Source organism: Colwellia sp. MB3u-45, from assembly GCF_014077005.1.
Lineage (GTDB): Bacteria > Pseudomonadota > Gammaproteobacteria > Enterobacterales > Alteromonadaceae > Cognaticolwellia.
On the sequence record NZ_JACGVC010000045.1, the window covers coordinates 116,859 to 132,746 of the forward strand.

General features: G+C 37.7%; 15 protein-coding genes. 9 read left to right on the forward strand and 6 right to left on the reverse strand.

The genetic code is table 11. From position 1 onward, the window contains the following. The first annotated feature begins 58 nt into the window (after nucleotides 1-58). On the forward strand, nucleotides 59-1,495 hold the full coding sequence (locus H4J41_RS08745) for an aminopeptidase 1 (protein WP_182135681.1): 1,437 nt from the start codon (nucleotides 59-61) through the stop codon (nucleotides 1,493-1,495). A gap of 132 nt (nucleotides 1,496-1,627) precedes the next feature. Here the strand turns inward: H4J41_RS08745 and H4J41_RS08750 are convergent, their stop codons facing one another. Then, nucleotides 1,628-2,731 (reverse strand): 1-acyl-sn-glycerol-3-phosphate acyltransferase, encoded by a 1,104-nt coding sequence (locus tag H4J41_RS08750; RefSeq protein WP_182135682.1) that lies wholly within the window; start codon nucleotides 2,729-2,731, stop codon nucleotides 1,628-1,630. 764 nt (nucleotides 2,732-3,495) lie between these two features. Here H4J41_RS08750 and hpf point away from each other — a divergent pair. Both hpf and arfB read left to right on the forward strand, forming a co-directional pair. Next, nucleotides 3,496-3,852: a ribosome hibernation-promoting factor, HPF/YfiA family gene (hpf, locus tag H4J41_RS08755; protein WP_182135683.1), complete on the forward strand. Its 357-nt coding sequence runs from the start codon at nucleotides 3,496-3,498 to the stop codon at nucleotides 3,850-3,852. A 289-nt stretch (nucleotides 3,853-4,141) separates the two neighbouring features. Next, nucleotides 4,142-4,558, forward strand: coding sequence for an alternative ribosome rescue aminoacyl-tRNA hydrolase ArfB (gene arfB, locus H4J41_RS08760; RefSeq protein WP_182135684.1), 417 nt, complete (start codon nucleotides 4,142-4,144; stop codon nucleotides 4,556-4,558). Nucleotides 4,559-4,956: 398 nt separating this feature from the next. Here arfB and H4J41_RS08765 read toward each other — a convergent pair whose 3' ends face one another. From H4J41_RS08765 to H4J41_RS08775, 3 genes are all read right to left on the reverse strand, one after another. Next, nucleotides 4,957-5,733 carry a peptidylprolyl isomerase gene (locus H4J41_RS08765; protein WP_182135685.1) on the reverse strand — a complete coding sequence of 259 codons (777 nt, stop codon included), beginning with the start codon at nucleotides 5,731-5,733 and terminating at the stop codon, nucleotides 4,957-4,959. A 289-nt stretch (nucleotides 5,734-6,022) separates the two neighbouring features. Continuing rightward, the gene (gene lepB / locus H4J41_RS08770) at nucleotides 6,023-6,688 is read right to left on the reverse strand and encodes a signal peptidase I (protein ID WP_182135686.1); all 666 of its coding nucleotides are present in this window, start codon (nucleotides 6,686-6,688) and stop codon (nucleotides 6,023-6,025) included. Between the two features lie 192 nt (nucleotides 6,689-6,880). Continuing rightward, nucleotides 6,881-7,495, reverse strand: coding sequence for a hypothetical protein (locus H4J41_RS08775; protein ID WP_182135687.1), 615 nt, complete (start codon nucleotides 7,493-7,495; stop codon nucleotides 6,881-6,883). Between the two features lie 203 nt (nucleotides 7,496-7,698). Between H4J41_RS08775 and H4J41_RS08780 the strand changes: the two genes are divergently transcribed. From H4J41_RS08780 to H4J41_RS08805, 6 genes are all read left to right on the forward strand, one after another. Further along, nucleotides 7,699-8,217 (forward strand): RNA methyltransferase, encoded by a 519-nt coding sequence (locus H4J41_RS08780; RefSeq protein ID WP_182135688.1) that lies wholly within the window; start codon nucleotides 7,699-7,701, stop codon nucleotides 8,215-8,217. Nucleotides 8,218-8,508: 291 nt separating this feature from the next. Beyond that, nucleotides 8,509-8,718: a cold-shock protein gene (locus tag H4J41_RS08785; RefSeq protein ID WP_077287100.1), complete on the forward strand. Its 210-nt coding sequence runs from the start codon at nucleotides 8,509-8,511 to the stop codon at nucleotides 8,716-8,718. A gap of 96 nt (nucleotides 8,719-8,814) precedes the next feature. Continuing rightward, nucleotides 8,815-9,969 (forward strand): cell division protein ZapE, encoded by a 1,155-nt coding sequence (zapE, locus tag H4J41_RS08790; protein ID WP_182135689.1) that lies wholly within the window; start codon nucleotides 8,815-8,817, stop codon nucleotides 9,967-9,969. A gap of 224 nt (nucleotides 9,970-10,193) precedes the next feature. Then, nucleotides 10,194-11,006, forward strand: coding sequence for a DUF2884 family protein (locus H4J41_RS08795; RefSeq protein WP_182135690.1), 813 nt, complete (start codon nucleotides 10,194-10,196; stop codon nucleotides 11,004-11,006). A gap of 120 nt (nucleotides 11,007-11,126) precedes the next feature. Beyond that, a complete protein-coding gene (locus tag H4J41_RS08800) occupies nucleotides 11,127-11,891 on the forward strand; it encodes a tRNA-uridine aminocarboxypropyltransferase (RefSeq protein WP_182135691.1) in 765 nt (254 codons plus the stop codon). 95 nt (nucleotides 11,892-11,986) lie between these two features. Next, nucleotides 11,987-12,424 carry a DUF3010 family protein gene (locus tag H4J41_RS08805; protein ID WP_182135692.1) on the forward strand — a complete coding sequence of 146 codons (438 nt, stop codon included), beginning with the start codon at nucleotides 11,987-11,989 and terminating at the stop codon, nucleotides 12,422-12,424. 107 nt (nucleotides 12,425-12,531) lie between these two features. Here H4J41_RS08805 and H4J41_RS08810 read toward each other — a convergent pair whose 3' ends face one another. Next, nucleotides 12,532-14,727 (reverse strand): M3 family metallopeptidase, encoded by a 2,196-nt coding sequence (locus tag H4J41_RS08810; protein WP_182135693.1) that lies wholly within the window; start codon nucleotides 14,725-14,727, stop codon nucleotides 12,532-12,534. A 436-nt stretch (nucleotides 14,728-15,163) separates the two neighbouring features. Next, nucleotides 15,164-15,676: a TlpA disulfide reductase family protein gene (locus H4J41_RS08815; RefSeq protein WP_259364426.1), complete on the reverse strand. Its 513-nt coding sequence runs from the start codon at nucleotides 15,674-15,676 to the stop codon at nucleotides 15,164-15,166. Nucleotides 15,677-15,888 lie beyond the last annotated feature (212 nt).

Genomic DNA, 15,888 nt, shown 5'->3' on the forward strand with positions numbered 1-15,888 from the left:
TTGGTAGCTTTTATGATGGAGTATGCCTTTTATCTGAGATTAAATTATAAATATTGCTATGAATTTAACAAAATCAATAACCACCCTCGCCATTGTCAGTGCACTGACGTTTTCACAAAGTACTTTTGTCCACGCGGCAGACGCCAAAGCTAAGCCGGAATCACCGTCTAGCTGGTTAAGCTTAACCGCGAAAGAACTCAAAGCAGTAGAGCGCTATGCGACTGAATATAAAGATTATATTTATAAAGTACCCACGGAATTAACCTTTGTTACTGAAACGATTAAACGCGTTGAAAAACAAGGTTTCACAAAACTAACCGAGCAAAGTGAATTAAAGCCAGGCGCGCGCTTTTATGATGTCAATCGTGACCGTACTATTGCCTTGATGGTTATTGGGAAAAAATCGTTAGAGCAAGGTACGCGTATTGTTGGCGCACATATTGACTCTCCGCGACTTGAGCTTAAAGGACGGCCATTATTTGAAAAAGAAAATTTTGCCATGTTTCAAACTTATATTCACGGCGGTATTAAAACCTATCAATGGGTAAATATTCCGCTGGCTTTAGTTGGCAGAGTTGATAAGAAAGATGGTACTAGGGTTAATATTTCCGTTGGCTTTGATGACAATGATCCTATTTTTCTGGTGACAGATCTTGCTCCTCATGTTGACTCACCCAACCGTAAACGCACCAGTCGAGACGTTATCGGTAAAGAAGAACTCGATATTATTATTGCGGCTAAGCCTGAATTAGATAAAAAAATTAAAGATCAGGTCAGCAGTTATTTAAAGTCAACTTATGATATTTCAGTTGAAGACTTAGTTTCTGCTGAACTGGCCTTAGTGCCAGCCACTAAACCGCGAGATGTCGGTTTTGACCGTAGTATGATCGCCGCGTATGGCCAAGATGATAAAGCTTCATCAATAGCAGCGGTTAAAGCATTAACCGAGCAGAAAACACCTGAATATACCGCTATCGCTTATCTAGTGGATAACGAAGAAGTGGGTAACATTAATAACACGGGGGCGAGTTCTACCTACTTAGTTGATTTAATCAGTAGCTTACTCTACAACCAAAAGGGTGATAGCTATAATGACTATCAATTGCGTCAAGTGTTACGTAATACCAAAGTTATTTCTGCGGACGTAAATCCAGGAGTGAACCCAACATGGTCAAATGTCTGGGAACTAGGTAATGCACCTCGCTTGGGTAACGGCGTTAATTTAAAGCTCTATGGTGGTGGTTTTAATGCTAATTCTGAATACATGGCGTGGACGCGAAATTATTTAGATAATGCCGATATTAAATGGCAAACCTCGACTTATAAAGGTAAGGCGTCAGGTGGTACTATTGGTAGTGACTTATCTAAGGATAATATGGAAGTAATTGATTTTGGTATTCCAATTTTATCAATACATTCGCCTTATGCAGTGGGCTCAAAAGTTGATTTGTATTCATTGTACAAAGCAATGTCAGCGTTTTACCAAGAAAAATAGCCTCGAGCTAGTGCTTATTATAAAAAATTAAAGCGTATTTTTTATAATAAGCTAAAAAAGAGCAAGCCGTATTGAATAGATACGGCTTTTTTATATTGATAACTATAACTATAACTATAACTATAACTACAACTATAATGGTAACTGTTGTTTTGCAGAGACGGGGTTAGCATACATAGTTAATAACCAGTGTTGCTGTTCAGCGGTGAGGTTTTCCATGCGCTTATTCAGTTTTTCAAGCACTGTGCTGTCAGTATCTTGTTGATTAAGTTTTGCGTATGCAACTAAGTTACTGTCGTATAATTTATAGTTGCTGATAATTTCTTTATCAATTGCGGCGGCGATGGCCTTACTATTGGCAAAGTCTCCCTGTATTGGCTGACAAAACTGGAGATGGACTTGACCTTTTTGCCCGACTAATCCTTGGGTGATACTTTTTAAGTCTTCATCTTCGTGCTTTTGATAACTACCAGTCGCTGCTTTTTCAGCAAGCTCTATTGCCTTGTCGATATCACAAGGGTCAAACTCATAGGAAATTGATACCGGTACTATGTTAAGTTCTGCTAAGTAATCAGCCATAGGCATTTGCTTATCTTTATTGAGTAATAGCATAGATATTAAGGCTGAATTGGTTTTGTCTACACCATCTTTGGCACGACCTTCGCGTTGTGCGATCCAAATATTTTGCTTTCGGTTCGCTACCGTATCATGAATGTAGGCAGACAATTGCTTTGACGCATTGAGCATAGCGCGTTTGTTTTCTTCGTTCCGTTTAACAATAAAACTCTTGTTAATACGCATTAAATCAGCGACCCAAGGCTGATGTAGTAAATTATCACCCACAGCAGCTTCCACGGTATTGATACCGCTTTTATATAGCGCTAAGTTCACTAAGGCAACGTCTAAAACAATATCACGATGATTACTGATAAATAGCGCTGGCTTGGTGGTATCAAAGTTTTCTAGGCCGCTATAGTTAAAACCGGCAGTACTGTTTTTGATCAAATGATGTAAATATTTAGCCACTTCAATTTGGATTTGTTCGATATTATGAAATTTTTTCACTCGAAACTTCAATGACCATTTTACAATTTTGCAGGCAAGTTGCGGCAGGGCTTGATATAAGCGTGGCATTTTTAAACTAGCAATCGAAGCTTGTAAGCCTGTTTGGTTAATTAATTTTTTGATTACTGCAACTACCTCATCATCACGATAAGGACGTATATCATCAAACATTCAAAAATCTCTTATATGGTCGAAAATAAATAATAAATGAGTGGGGATTATAACCGAATCATCTTGAAAAATGCGCTTTTTGTTTAATAGTTTAGTTGCTGAGTTTTGTTGATTTAATGTCGGTAAATTATATTAAATTATATTAAATTGTATGGAGGACAAAGCAACCATTATTTAAACCACATTATGCACTGACACCCTTAAAGTATGACGAACTTAAACTCAGCTTTAGTATGGCTAACCTAATTTCTTAGATTAGCTAAAACAGCAATAAAATTTTCAGGCTATATATGGTATTAGCAGCAACTAGATTAAATTAGGGCTCATTCGTGATAGTGATATTGAGAGTGCTATCGAGAGTAATGCAGAGATTTTTTGTGTTATTTAATCAAGAGTCATTTAATAACAGCAGTGTTGACAAGGTTATGGCGTTGAATCAATACAAACAGTATTTAGCTAGGCTAATAATCAATTTACACTTGCACACCGATACCTTATAGCTAATACAGAAAATAAAACCACCAATTCTCTATCGAGATGTTATTTTTTATAAAATAAAAACAAAGGGTTATTTTTATTTATACCAAAGGTTATGTTGATTTTCCTTAACGCGATATAAGGGTTATAAAATATCATAAGAAGCGTTCTTTAACTCAAAAAATTATCTTTAGTAAAAATAATTGTAAAATTTACAGCAATTGACTTGCGTTTTTAACTTTTAGGCCCAAGTATTATTAGTGAGTAGATAATAAAAAGGAACAACTATGAAAATAAATCTTTCAGGTCATCATGTTGACATTTCAGATTCAATCAAAGAACATATTAATGAAAAGTTTTCAAAAATATCGACACACTTCCCAACCTTAATTTCACTCGATGTTATTTTATCGCACGAACATAACAAACATAATGTAGAACTTCGCACAACCTATGAAGGAGGTCGTATTTCAGCATCAGCAAATGACGGCGTTATGTACCCAGCTATTGCAACAGCAGCTAAAAAATTGGATGCCGCTTTAAAACACCGAAAAGGTTTATTAAAAGCTAATTTGCATAGTAAACCTGAAGTAACAGCACCCGAAATTGCCCATGAAAAAGTTCAAGAAATGAACCTCAGTTAATAAGGTGTGAATTTAATCATCTTATCGTTAAGGAGGCTGTAGCCTCCTTTTTTAATGCTTGCGCTAGCTGGTTCAACGCCAATAAGCAGACATTTAGTTTGGCATCCCACAGAAATACACTTAAAATAGCAACTTTATAACCGGCTATTAGAGGCTATATGCTAGAAGTTTTTAACTATGTTGTCGTGGCAGACTGTGACGTTGAGGGTAATGTTATTCGCGCTCAAGACAGCGATAGCGAAAGGGTTAACAAACGATGCACCTCATCGCTAATTTTCCAAGGTAAATCATGCTAGAAATATCAAGTGCAGTAATCATTGCCGACTGGGAGATTGAACTGACCGGTATAAGGGCGACTGGGAACGGAGGCCAAAGAGTCAATAAGGTCGAAACAGCGATACACTTGCGTTTCGATATTAAGCGTTCAACATTACCTGCCATATACAAAGCAAGACTGCTGAAACTATCAGATAGTCGCATATCAAGTGATGGCATTATCATTATTAAAGCGCAATCATTTAGAACACAACCAATGAATAAAGACGATGCGTTAAAACGTCTGAAAGAGCTGATTTTATCTGCCATGGTGGTGAAAAAAACTAGACGGCCGACTAAACCCACAAAAGGCTCAAAGCTCAGACGATTAGATGCAAAGAAAAAAACGGGTTCTAATAAAGTGTTGCGTGGAAAAGTAGACCATCAGTAACTTCCTGCTTTTCTTTCTGTGAATTATTTTTTACAGGGAGGAGACAATGAGAACAGAATGAGGGGGATTTAGGGGCGTTTAAAGACAAGCTTTTAGCTGTCAGCTGTCAGTAAGTTAAAAGAAGTGTTAAGTTAATTTTTTCCGTGCTTCTCCTCCTGTAGTTCTCCTGCTTTTCTCCTTGTTATTTTTTGTTTTTTACAGGGAGAAAACAATGAGAAAGAAAGATAACTAATACGTTTTGCTATCTTAAAGCTAATTCAAAATCACCACGAGTGCTGTCATGAGTTCAAAGACGCAATAAGATTTAGCTAAATAAAGCTATTGAAAATTAAAGGATTAACTATGTATGTAGTATGTCCTCGTTAATTTTCAATGCGATTTCCCTATTATTGCTGTGATTATTTAAAGCGTCTTCTTAAGGCGATTAAGCCGGTAAAAAGTACACTAAACCACGCAATAGAGCCTCCGCCGCTACTTGAATTTGTTGGTGCAGGCGCTGTAACAGTTAATGAGGTGTTTTTAATTGCGGCTAAGTTACCAGCAGTATTGACGGTTGGATCAGAAATTATCACTCTTTCGATGGTAACGAAATTTTCGACACCCGGAACAAAGTTATTTGCGCAGTTATCAGCACTATAGTCTGGCATTGGGGTTGAGTTACATCTAGATATACCAGCAATAACATCAATTTTTTCCATACCGGCAATGACTTCACCGAAAACAGTAAAACCACCATTTTGAGTATCTAATGCTGCAGAGCCGGCACTATTATTAGATAAATTTACAAACCATTGACTAGTCGCACTATCTTTGTCGCCCGGCACTTTGGCCATGGCAATAGTGCCACGTACATTTGAATAAAGTGGCTCATTCTTAATCGCACCATCTGTAGCAATCGGACTCAATGGCAGGGTGCCAGTAAACGCAAAACCGCCAGTTTGCATAACAAACCCAGGCTTAACACGATGCACAACTGTGTTGTCGTAGTCACCATCATTGACATACTTTAGGAAGTTAGCCACTGTTTCTGGCGTTGTTTCATCGTGCAGGTTAACTTTAAAACTACTTTTAGAGCTACCTTGTGAAGTGGTAAATTCCACTATGGTTGCAGAGGTTGAAGCACTAGCAATCATCAGCGATGCGATTGCTATTTTTGATAGGTTTGAAAAAGACATAGATTAACTACTTACTGCTTAACATGTTACAAAGTGTAGCGATAATAATAGGCTTTAAAGAAAACAACAAGATAAAGCAGCGTTTCGCTTATGTTGACAGACACTGCTTAGTGAATTTAAGTTGTTATATAGTCAGGATGAAAATAGGCTGAGTAGTATTTTTCTTATTCCTCAGCATTTATGATTAGTCTCGTCATTGCCGGTACTAAGTTAGCGGTACTAATCTAGCGGTATTAAGCTAACGAAATTAAGCTAACGAAATTAAGCTAACGAAATTAAGCTGATGGTACTAAATGACCTTAAAAAAGCGTTCATTGCGCGGCATTAAATAATTTTTGTAATTTAATGAAAAAACCACCATAGTTGAACGGCCAATAATTTCATTACGTGGCACTAAACCTATCACACGAGAGTCTGCGCTGTTATCACGGTTGTCGCCCATAACAAGGTAATAGTCTTTAGGAATAGTTATCGTTTGAAAACTTTCTAACGGATAATTTTTAGAATGCCCAGGCTTAAGCTGAGTGCGTATTAGATGACTATTACCCGCGATATATTCTTCACTTAAGGTAAAATCACGGTTGTTAGCTATCAGTGTGTATTGAGCTGATTTTTGATTAATAACCAATTGATTGTTATGCAGCGCTACTGTGTCGCCTGGAATGCCAATAATACGTTTTACAAGACGTTTGTCAGCGACATCGGACTCAAAAATGACAATGTCATTACGTAATGGCTCGGCTAACGTTATTAGCGAGTATTGGCTAAAGGGTAGTCTTAAGTCATAGGCCATTTTGTTAATTAAAATGCGATCACCTTCGACAATGGTCGGTTTCATTGAACCTGTTGGCACATCATTCCAGTCAGCAACCGCACTGCGAAAAACTAGCATTAAACTGACAAACAATAATAAAGATTTATTTTCTTTCCAGAGGTGAGAAATACTTTTTTTCATGATCTTTCCTTAGAATTAATAGCTGGTTATTATGTGGCTATTTAGCTTATTCCTAGGCCTCAAAATCAGGCATAAAAATAACGATTTATCTTTCGACTAAATCGTTATTTTAAAGTTCCTGAGTAAAGCTAGGTATAAGCTTTATAAAATGTAATTCTTTATGTCTATTTACTTTAGCTTGGGTTTTATCAGCTAATCGTCACTATAACCCCAAGGTGCATCAGGTGGAGTTATCGGTGTGCTTAGGTCAAAATCAACACGAAACTCACGACCCTGACGAATTAACCGGTAGCTGAACTTTTCAGGGTAGATAAACATTTGCCAAGTATTACCGACTGACTGTGGGATACCTGTTTTGACAAATAACTGCTTTGAATATTCATCAGCGGGAAACGACTGCACTTGTGACCAACCAGCGTCTACTGTTTGGCCACCATACATAGTGCTTTCGTCATAACTACCATCTTGGTGACGGTGATCATGTTTTAATGATAAACCCGAACCTGTTTTAGTGATAATCCAAGTCCGTGAGGCATCTTCACCCACGTGGAAAGGAATTTCTAGCTTTTCGTCTGAGCAATTTCTGACATGCATAATAAGATCTTTGTTGGCAAAGCCATCACCGCTAGCATTATCTATTGTTACCTGACCTTGAAAAGCTTTGCCACAATGAGCTTTAATACTGTTAAAAAAGTTATCATGTGTTTCGATAGAAACCAAGGGGGCTTCAAGCGCTGCGGCTGAATGGGCAAAGTAAAAAAGACTGCTAGAAAGTATTAGTTTTACAATATTTATTTTTGCTTTCATTAAATACACCTAAATTGACTGAGTTTTAAATATTAACATGTGATGCTATCAGATAAATGGCTAATAGGTAGCTGTAAAAGTGCTGTAATACAAAAACTAAGGCACTCATATGGTAAAAAAATGGTAAAAAATTTTCTTGTAGTCTTATCGCTTGCAGCGCAAAATTGTCTTAATAAGCGTGTGAAATGTTGAGTGCTGTATAAATGAAGTTAAAAACTGAAAATGTTGTTATTGGACTAACAGACCCTAAAAGTCCGTCAAATGTTGGTGCTGTGATGCGTGCCGCAGGTTGTTATCAAGCTAATGAAGTGCGTTATACCGGTGTAAGATATGCAAAGGCTGCAAAGTTTCATACAGATACAAAAGATGCATCACGCAAAATCCCTTTAAATGCGGTTGAATCTTTAATTGATAATTTAACGCCAGGACAACGTATCGTTTGTGTTGATTTAGTTGAAGGCGCGATAGCATTACCTGAATTTGAGCATCCAGACAATGCGCTTTATATTTTCGGCCCAGAAGATGGCACGATAGCGCAAGAAGTTATTAATAGCGCCTATGCAGTAGTATATGTACCAACAATCGGGTGCATGAACTTAGCCGCCAGTGTTAATGTTTTGCTTTACGACCGATTAGCAAAATCAAAACACATGATTACGGGTGATGAGTTAATTAAAAGCAGCCGAGACACCAATAACACAGTAAAAGTGCCAGTTAATTGATGCTGCAGACAGAAAAAAGTTTAGTTTCTATATCACCGCATGTTGTTTAATCATCGAATAAAAGTGTTTTTTATGAGTTTTTATAAATTAAATGATTTTTTATCTAAAAGAGGTTGACTCTTGTCGGGAAACAGTTAGAATACGCCCAGCTAGAAAGTAAGACCTATATTTATGTACAAAGTTTCGAAGTTATATTAGTAAGTAGCTCGTCCTGTTTAATAATTAATAGCAACACTTCCTGCAACACCGCCTTATTTTAAGGCATCAATTACGAATAAATAGGATAATACAATGTCTAATACAACTACTGGTACAGTAAAATGGTTTAACGAGTCTAAAGGCTTTGGTTTCATCGAGCAAGAGTCTGGTCCAGACGTTTTCGCACATTTTTCTGCAATCTCTGGCGACGGTTTTAAAACTCTTGCTGAAGGCCAAAAAGTACAGTTTACTGTTACTCAAGGTCAGAAAGGTCCTCAAGCTGAGAACATCGTAGCACTTTAATTAATACTCTTTAGCTGGCTACGCTAGCTGAAATATTAATAGTGTTGAAAAAGGGGAGACATATGTCTGCCCTTTTTTGTGCCTGTAAGTAAATTTATGTCAGTAATAAAGCAATATCAACAACTTGTTGAGCATGAAGCACTTAACCTCGATGTTGAACAATACAAAGCCGCCCTTGCTTTGGATAAACTTTCGCAAAAATTAATATCTGCCCAAGCTCAAACACCACTACTTGCCGTCATAAAAAACTTATTTACCAAGAATGAACCCATTCAGGGGATCTATTTTCATGGCCGAGTTGGTCGTGGAAAAACTATGTTGATGGACTTATTTTATCAACAACTTAATCTAACACGCAAAAGGCGTATTCACTTTCATCATTTTATGGAAAGTGTGCACCAGCTGTTGAATGATTTTAGTGGTAAAGACAATCCGCTAGCATTGATTGCAAAAACTTGGTCTGAAGAAGTTGATGTGCTTTGTTTTGACGAGTTCTTTGTTAATGATATTGCGGATGCCATGCTATTGGCGGGCTTACTAGAAGCTATGCTATCGCAGGGTATTATCCTAGTGGCAACGTCAAATTGCCCACCCGATCAGTTATACAAAAATGGCCTACAACGCGCTAGATTTCTACCAACTATTGATATTATTCACCAGTATTGCCAGGTTATCTCTATTGATGGACCAAAAGATCATCGAATGTTAGACACTAATATAGCCACACTTAACTATCGAGACTTTTATATTGGCACTGAAACTGAGAGTAACTTCTTAACTCACCACTTTGCAGCGCTCGCTAAAAGCAATATTCGCTATAATGACAGTATTATTATTCATAGCAGGGCAGTTAATTTTTTAGCTTGTACTGCAGATATCATTTGGTTTGATTTTATGGCACTTTGCTCAACCCCAAGAAGCCAAAGAGATTATATTAAGTTAGCCGATAACTATGACACCGTGCTGATCAGTAATGTGCCACAATTTAATGGCGCATTAATTCCTGCCGTTTTTTCCGGTGTTGAAGACGGTTACCAACGAAGTGGTGTGCTGATGGGGCAACTCAGAGGTCTAGATGACGAAGCGCGACGTTTTATCGCACTAGTCGATGAATTCTACGACAGAGGTGTGCGCTTAATTATTGCCGCTGAGGTCGATATTGCTGAACTTTATCAGGGCACTCAACTTAACTTTGAATTTGCCCGCTGTAGATCAAGACTGTTTGAAATGCAGCGTCTAAGTTACGCCTAGAGTGTTTTTTCTGGTGAGTTTAAAGCTTGTTAAATTAACCAAAAAATTATTTTTTTCACTAAATTATAGTTTATTATCTTTTTATTAAAATAAAGAGTCTCTTCTTATTATTTGATATTAAACAAGTTTTAATGTTGGCATCAGTCTTGTAATCAATAGCGTTAACAAGTGGTTTTCTGACACGACTATCGCTCTAGAAACTTAATTTTTAAAGGAAGATTAATATGAAAACATTGATTGCTACCGCTCTCATTATGGCAAGCTCAGCAAGTTATGGACACGATAATTCTTTTTCTAGTGAATCATGTAATCTTGACTTAAATGGTGGCATTAATATCAATGCTCAAGAAATTACTTTTTCTAAAGATAAATCGCCACTGTATAGCATCACTGAAAATGACACTTTACTGATAAACGGCGAAAAAATTGCTTTAACAGCTCACCAAGAGTCTTTATTACGCGATTACTCAACTCATATACGCAATCTTGTACCAGAAGTGAGAAGCATCGCCTTAGATGCTATTGATTTAGCCATTGATGGCGTTAATCTAGCCTTTAACGAATTGTTAGGTGAAGGAAACCAGGCTAGCGCTGAGTTAACTAGCCAATTAACCACCATTCGTGGTGAAGTTGATGCTGAATTTACTCAACATGAAAATTTCTATATCGACGAAGAAGGCTTCTCCGGAAAAGATTTTTTTGGTGAAAATTTTGAGCAAAGAATTGAATCAGCCGTAGAAAGTACGATTAAAAGCGCTTTAGGCAGTTTAATGATTGCGGTTGGCCAAGAAATGCTGTTTTCAGGTGGCGATATGAAGGCTTTTGAAAGCAAAATGGAGAATTTTGGCGAGCTAATAGAGCATGAAATGAAAACGCGTAGTGCAGGGCTAGAAAAGCGCGGTGAAGCTTTATGCCGATCCATTATAGTGATAGATAAAATGGAAGAGCAATTGAAAGAAAGTATCGACGAAATTGCCGACTTTGATTTGATCACCGCTAGCGCAAAACACAGCGTAGCGAATGCTAAACTCATGTAGCCTGTAAAATTAGTCAACTTGTGGACATAAAGCGCTGCTCAATTTGAGCTGCGCTTTTTTATTGCCAATATCCTACATGCACGTTAAAGTAGCGGCCTAAATAGTCCTGATATATTCTTTATGCACGCTGTACAGCAACTTCATCAATATCGTAAAAGCCTAAGTACCACCACTTATAAATCACGAGGTCAGCGAGTTATTCGTTGTGAGTTATGTCGATTAGCCAAACCATTTTGTATTTGTGACTTGTCGCCTAAGGTAAGTTCTCAGGCTGGATTTTTGTTGTTGATGTATGACACTGAGGTTTTAAAACCGAGTAATACCGGTAAGTTAATTGCTGATTTGATCCCCGACAGTTTTGCATTTCTTTGGTCAAGAACACAAGTAAACCCAGATATTATTACCTTGTTAAATGATCCTATGTGGCAACCTATGATCGTTTTTCCTAAAGCATATGTCGGCGAAGATCGTGAAATTTTTGATAATAAAATCACGGTTACATCGGGTAAAAGGCCCTTATTTATTATGCTAGATGGCTGTTGGCGAGAAGCTAAAAAAATGTTTCGCCGCAGTCCTTATTTACAACATCTACCGGTAGTGTCATTTACACCAAAAACACCTGAAAACTCAACAGAGTTAAGTTCTCGTTATCAAATTCGCTTAGCGGCCAATAATACTGAATTAGCAACCGCTGAAGTTGCCGCCCAGGTTTTGTCTTTAGTCGGGGAGCAAACCAATGCAGATTTACTTGATCTCTGGTTTGATGTTTTTAGTTATCAATACCAGCGCGGTGTTTGCCAAGTCAATAAAGCGAATCCTAATGCGGTCTCAGATTACACCGAGTTCGCTCAGCTTAATGGCATCACTTTGGCAAAAGATGTATAACTACTTTTAAAAGCTTAACTTTAAATGCATGAAAACACTGCAGCTAAAGCAAAACTATTTTATAATAATGCACATTATAGTAACGAGGTTAATTTATGAAGATATGTGGTGTTGAGTTAAAAGGTAACGATGCAATTATTTGTATCATGTCGCGGGAAAATGGGTTGTACGACATACCAAATACGCGCGTACAAAAAATTAGTCTTGTTGACGCAGGCGATGCTGCGCAAGTACAAGAGTTTCAGTTTGCTTTTGCCAAACTGATGGAAGACTACAAAGTTGAAAAAGTGGTGATTAAAGGCCGTGGTTTAAAAGGCAAGTTTGCTGGCGGACCGGTTGGTTTTAAATTAGAAGCAGCGATTCAACTTATTAAAGATTTACCGGTTGAAATACTGCCAAGTAGTTTTATCAAAAAGGCACTAACACGTAGCCAAGTGGATATTGATTTTCGTGATACGGGTTTAAAACAGTATCAAGAAGGTGCTTTTGAAACTGTTTTTGGCTTTTTCGAAGGCAGCTTGTATTTGCAATAATACCAAGTGTAATCATGCTTAGTTAGTTGATAAGTTAAGTAAATAAAAAGGGTCGCTAAATAGCGACCCTTTTTTGTTTACTCAGTAAAATCCTTTACTCAGAGAAGTTACTTACTGATTAAACCACTATGTTCATGTAAAAGTTCTACGGTTGGTTCTTTACTGCTTAAACCGCGACGTTCAAGTAAAGGTTCTACTGTTGGGTCTTTACCTCTAAAACGACGGTACATGACTGTTGGATCGTCTGTTCCACCACTTTCTAGTACGTGCTTGCGATATAATTCAGCCGTTTCTTGATCGAATATGCCATTTTCTTTAAAGGCTAACCAAGTGTCAGCATCATAGATATTTGACCAGATATAACCGTAATAACCGGCTGAATAACCACCGGCGAAGATATGTGAATAATAACCTGTTTTATATCTTGGCGCGATTTGTTCAATTAAACCCATTTCTTTTAAAACGTTTTTTTCAAAACTATTAGCATCTTGTATCTCAGCTGTTTCTAATGAATGCCAGCTCATATCTAATAATGCGGCGGCTAAATATTCAGTGGTACCAAAACCCTGATTAAACTTGCCTGAAGCTTGAATTTTTTCAACAAGGGCTTGAGGGATCACTTCACCTGTTTGGTAGTGTTTAGCAAAATTTGCTAATACTTCCGGCTCTGTCATCCAGTTTTCCATAACCTGTGAAGGGTATTCAACATAATCTCTTGGTAGTGCAGTACCGGTTTGAGAGCGGTAATAACCATCAGATAATAAACCTTGAATCGCATGACCAAATTCATGGAATAAAGTTGATGCTTGATCAAAGGTTAATAGTGTTGGTTTATCACCAATGGGGCGAGGGTAATTTAATACATTGTAAATAATGGGTGTGACTTCTTCGCCATTCATACGATATTGCTTACGGAAACTGCTCATCCAAGCACCGCCACGTTTGCTTTCTCGTACGTAGTGATCTGTCATGTAGACGCCGACATAGCTGCCGTCACGATCATGCACTTCAAAGGTACGCACTTCTGGGTGGTATTTAGGTAAATCATCACGCTCTTTAAAGGTAACACCCCAAAGTTTTTCTGCCGTAAAGAAAACCCCTTGTAGCGTTGCTTCTAATGAGAAGTAAGGTTTGGTTTCTGCGGCGTCAATATCAAAGCGTTGTTTACGGATTTTTTCAGCGTAGTACCACCAATCCCATGCCGCCACTGTAAAGTTATCACCTTGTGCGTCAATCATTTTTTGGATATCAGCGGTTTCTTCTTTCGCACGTTCTAATGCGGCAGGCCAAACTTTATTTAATAATTCAAAAACATTTTCAGGGGTTTTTGCCGTGGCATTTTCAAGGACAAAATGGGCATGAGTTTTATAACCTAATAACTGCGCCTTTTGATAACGCAAGCTAGCAATTTCACTAGCAATGGCTTGGTTGTTATTGGCGTTGTCGTTATTACCACGCAGGGTATATCCTTTATAGATAGTTTCACGTAGTTCACGGTTGTTTGAATAGGTTAAAAATGGATTTTTACTTGGGCGATGGGTGGTAAATACCCACTTGCCTTCGTGGCCACGCGCTGTTGCGGTTTCGCTAGCGGCAGCAATAATATCAGCAGGTAAACCATCAAGATCGGCTTTATTATCAATGACCATTTCAAAATTGTTAGTTTCTGCTAGTAGATTCTCACCAAAATTTAGGCTTAAAGCACTTAATTTTTCATTTAAGTCACGTAAGGTTAACTTGTCAACATCGTTAAGGTTTGCACCACCTCGAACAAAGCTCTTATAGGTTGTTTCTAGTAGACGCTTTTGATCTGTACGTAAATCAAATATTATTTGATTATCATAAACTTCTTTTACCCGTACAAATAAAGCATGGTTCAGCGCTATATCATCAGCTAAGGCTGATAGTTTAGGTGACATTTCTTTGGCAATGGCGCGCATTTCTTCATCTGACATTGAGCCGATTAAACCGTAGAAGGTATTACTTACTTTAGTTAAAAAATTGCCTGACTTTTCCATCGCAACAATAGTATTTTCAAATGTTGGCAGCGATTTATCTTTTGTAATAGCCTCTATTTCAAGCTTTTTCTTTGCAATGCCATGATTAAATGCGGGTAAGTAATCACTCTTTTTAATTTTATCAAAGGGTGGAATACCATGCGGTGTCGCGTACTCAGAAAAAAATGGATTGTTTGCTGTATTTTCTGCTTGCTCTATTTTCACAACGTCAGGGGGCGTTGTGTTTGGCTGACAACCGGCTAATGCGATTGCAATGGCCAATGGTGCGAGATAACGAGTTTTCATTAAATGACCTTTTAAGTTTATATCCAGAGGGCTAATAAGGTTTATTCAGAGCGATAGCATGGTATGAGTTATTTTATATCACAATGAAGCTAGTATCGATTCTATGTTGCACTCGCCATAGGTACAAGGCCATCAGAGAAAAATTCGATGAGTGGTGCGTTATTGGCGGTCAAATATACTTTTAGGGCTTAATTTAAAAAGGCTAAATGCTCTACTAAATAATTAGCCGCAGATAAAGTGATTTCAGAGCGTTTTCATTTTGAAGTCATCAAGGTCGTCTGATATAAATAAAGCCGATTTGGCGTTAGCTAAAGGTAGATGCTATAAGATTAAACTAGTAAGTCATTGCTATTTTTAACAATTTTTATTTTGACTCACAAGCCAAAGCAAAAACGAAAGTGTCAAAGAAAGTGTATGATTAAATTGCGTTAATGGCTTATTTAACTATCGCTTGAACCGCAAGCTCAAGCCGTGGGTCTGAGGTATCAGCGCTGGTATATTTAAATATCACTTGCTTGTGCTTGTTAATGAAAAAAGTTGTTGGTGTGCCGTTTACGCCATAAAGACTTGCGACTTCATCGCCATGAACGGCAGTAGGAAAGCTATAGCCTCGAGCGGCTAACTCATCTTGTGGTAGTACGCCGTCATCTTCATTAAAGCTAATAGCAACAAGCTTAACACCTTGCTGTTGATATTTTTTTTCAAGCTCGACTAGTTTTGGCTGTAGTACTTTGCAATAGGGACACCAGGTAGCCCAAAAATGTAAAATAGTCGCTTGTCCGTCAAATTGCGCGGAAGAAATAGTGTCACCAGATTGTGTTTTAAGTTGCCAAGCCGGTGCTTGTGGCGCAACAGTGGTTTCTTCAGCATCGGCATTTAGGGTAAAAAATATCAATGCGAGCAAAGTGGCCGTGAATAATTTTTTGCTTAAAGTTAGTAAATAAATCAAACCAGATACTCGTTAAGTGATTAGTTATTTAATACCATTTTGATTAAATTTGTGATCTAATTGGTTTCATTTTTCATACATTGATAACAGTCGTTATGATCACACTTGAATCCATTGATTTTAAATCTCTTATAGCAAAAGAAACTAATGGGCGAATGCGGGTTCGTTTGATGGCGCTTTCTCATATCAAAAGTGGCGCTAATAACACACAG

Coding starts and splice junctions, on each gene's coding strand:
- H4J41_RS08775 (WP_182135687.1), bottom strand. CDS start 7,495: ATGAAAGCAAAAATAAATATTGTAAAACTAATACTTTCTAGCAGTCTT.
- H4J41_RS08765 (WP_182135685.1), bottom strand. CDS start 5,733: ATGTCTTTTTCAAACCTATCAAAAATAGCAATCGCATCGCTGATGATT.
- H4J41_RS08795 (WP_182135690.1), top strand. CDS start 10,194: ATGAAAACATTGATTGCTACCGCTCTCATTATGGCAAGCTCAGCAAGT.
- H4J41_RS08800 (WP_182135691.1), top strand. CDS start 11,127: ATGCACGCTGTACAGCAACTTCATCAATATCGTAAAAGCCTAAGTACC.
- arfB (WP_182135684.1), top strand. CDS start 4,142: ATGCTAGAAATATCAAGTGCAGTAATCATTGCCGACTGGGAGATTGAA.
- H4J41_RS08785 (WP_077287100.1), top strand. CDS start 8,509: ATGTCTAATACAACTACTGGTACAGTAAAATGGTTTAACGAGTCTAAA.
- H4J41_RS08810 (WP_182135693.1), bottom strand. CDS start 14,727: ATGAAAACTCGTTATCTCGCACCATTGGCCATTGCAATCGCATTAGCC.
- lepB (WP_182135686.1), bottom strand. CDS start 6,688: ATGAAAAAAAGTATTTCTCACCTCTGGAAAGAAAATAAATCTTTATTA.
- H4J41_RS08780 (WP_182135688.1), top strand. CDS start 7,699: ATGAAGTTAAAAACTGAAAATGTTGTTATTGGACTAACAGACCCTAAA.
- zapE (WP_182135689.1), top strand. CDS start 8,815: ATGTCAGTAATAAAGCAATATCAACAACTTGTTGAGCATGAAGCACTT.
- H4J41_RS08750 (WP_182135682.1), bottom strand. CDS start 2,731: ATGTTTGATGATATACGTCCTTATCGTGATGATGAGGTAGTTGCAGTA.
- H4J41_RS08805 (WP_182135692.1), top strand. CDS start 11,987: ATGAAGATATGTGGTGTTGAGTTAAAAGGTAACGATGCAATTATTTGT.
- hpf (WP_182135683.1), top strand. CDS start 3,496: ATGAAAATAAATCTTTCAGGTCATCATGTTGACATTTCAGATTCAATC.
- H4J41_RS08745 (WP_182135681.1), top strand. CDS start 59: ATGAATTTAACAAAATCAATAACCACCCTCGCCATTGTCAGTGCACTG.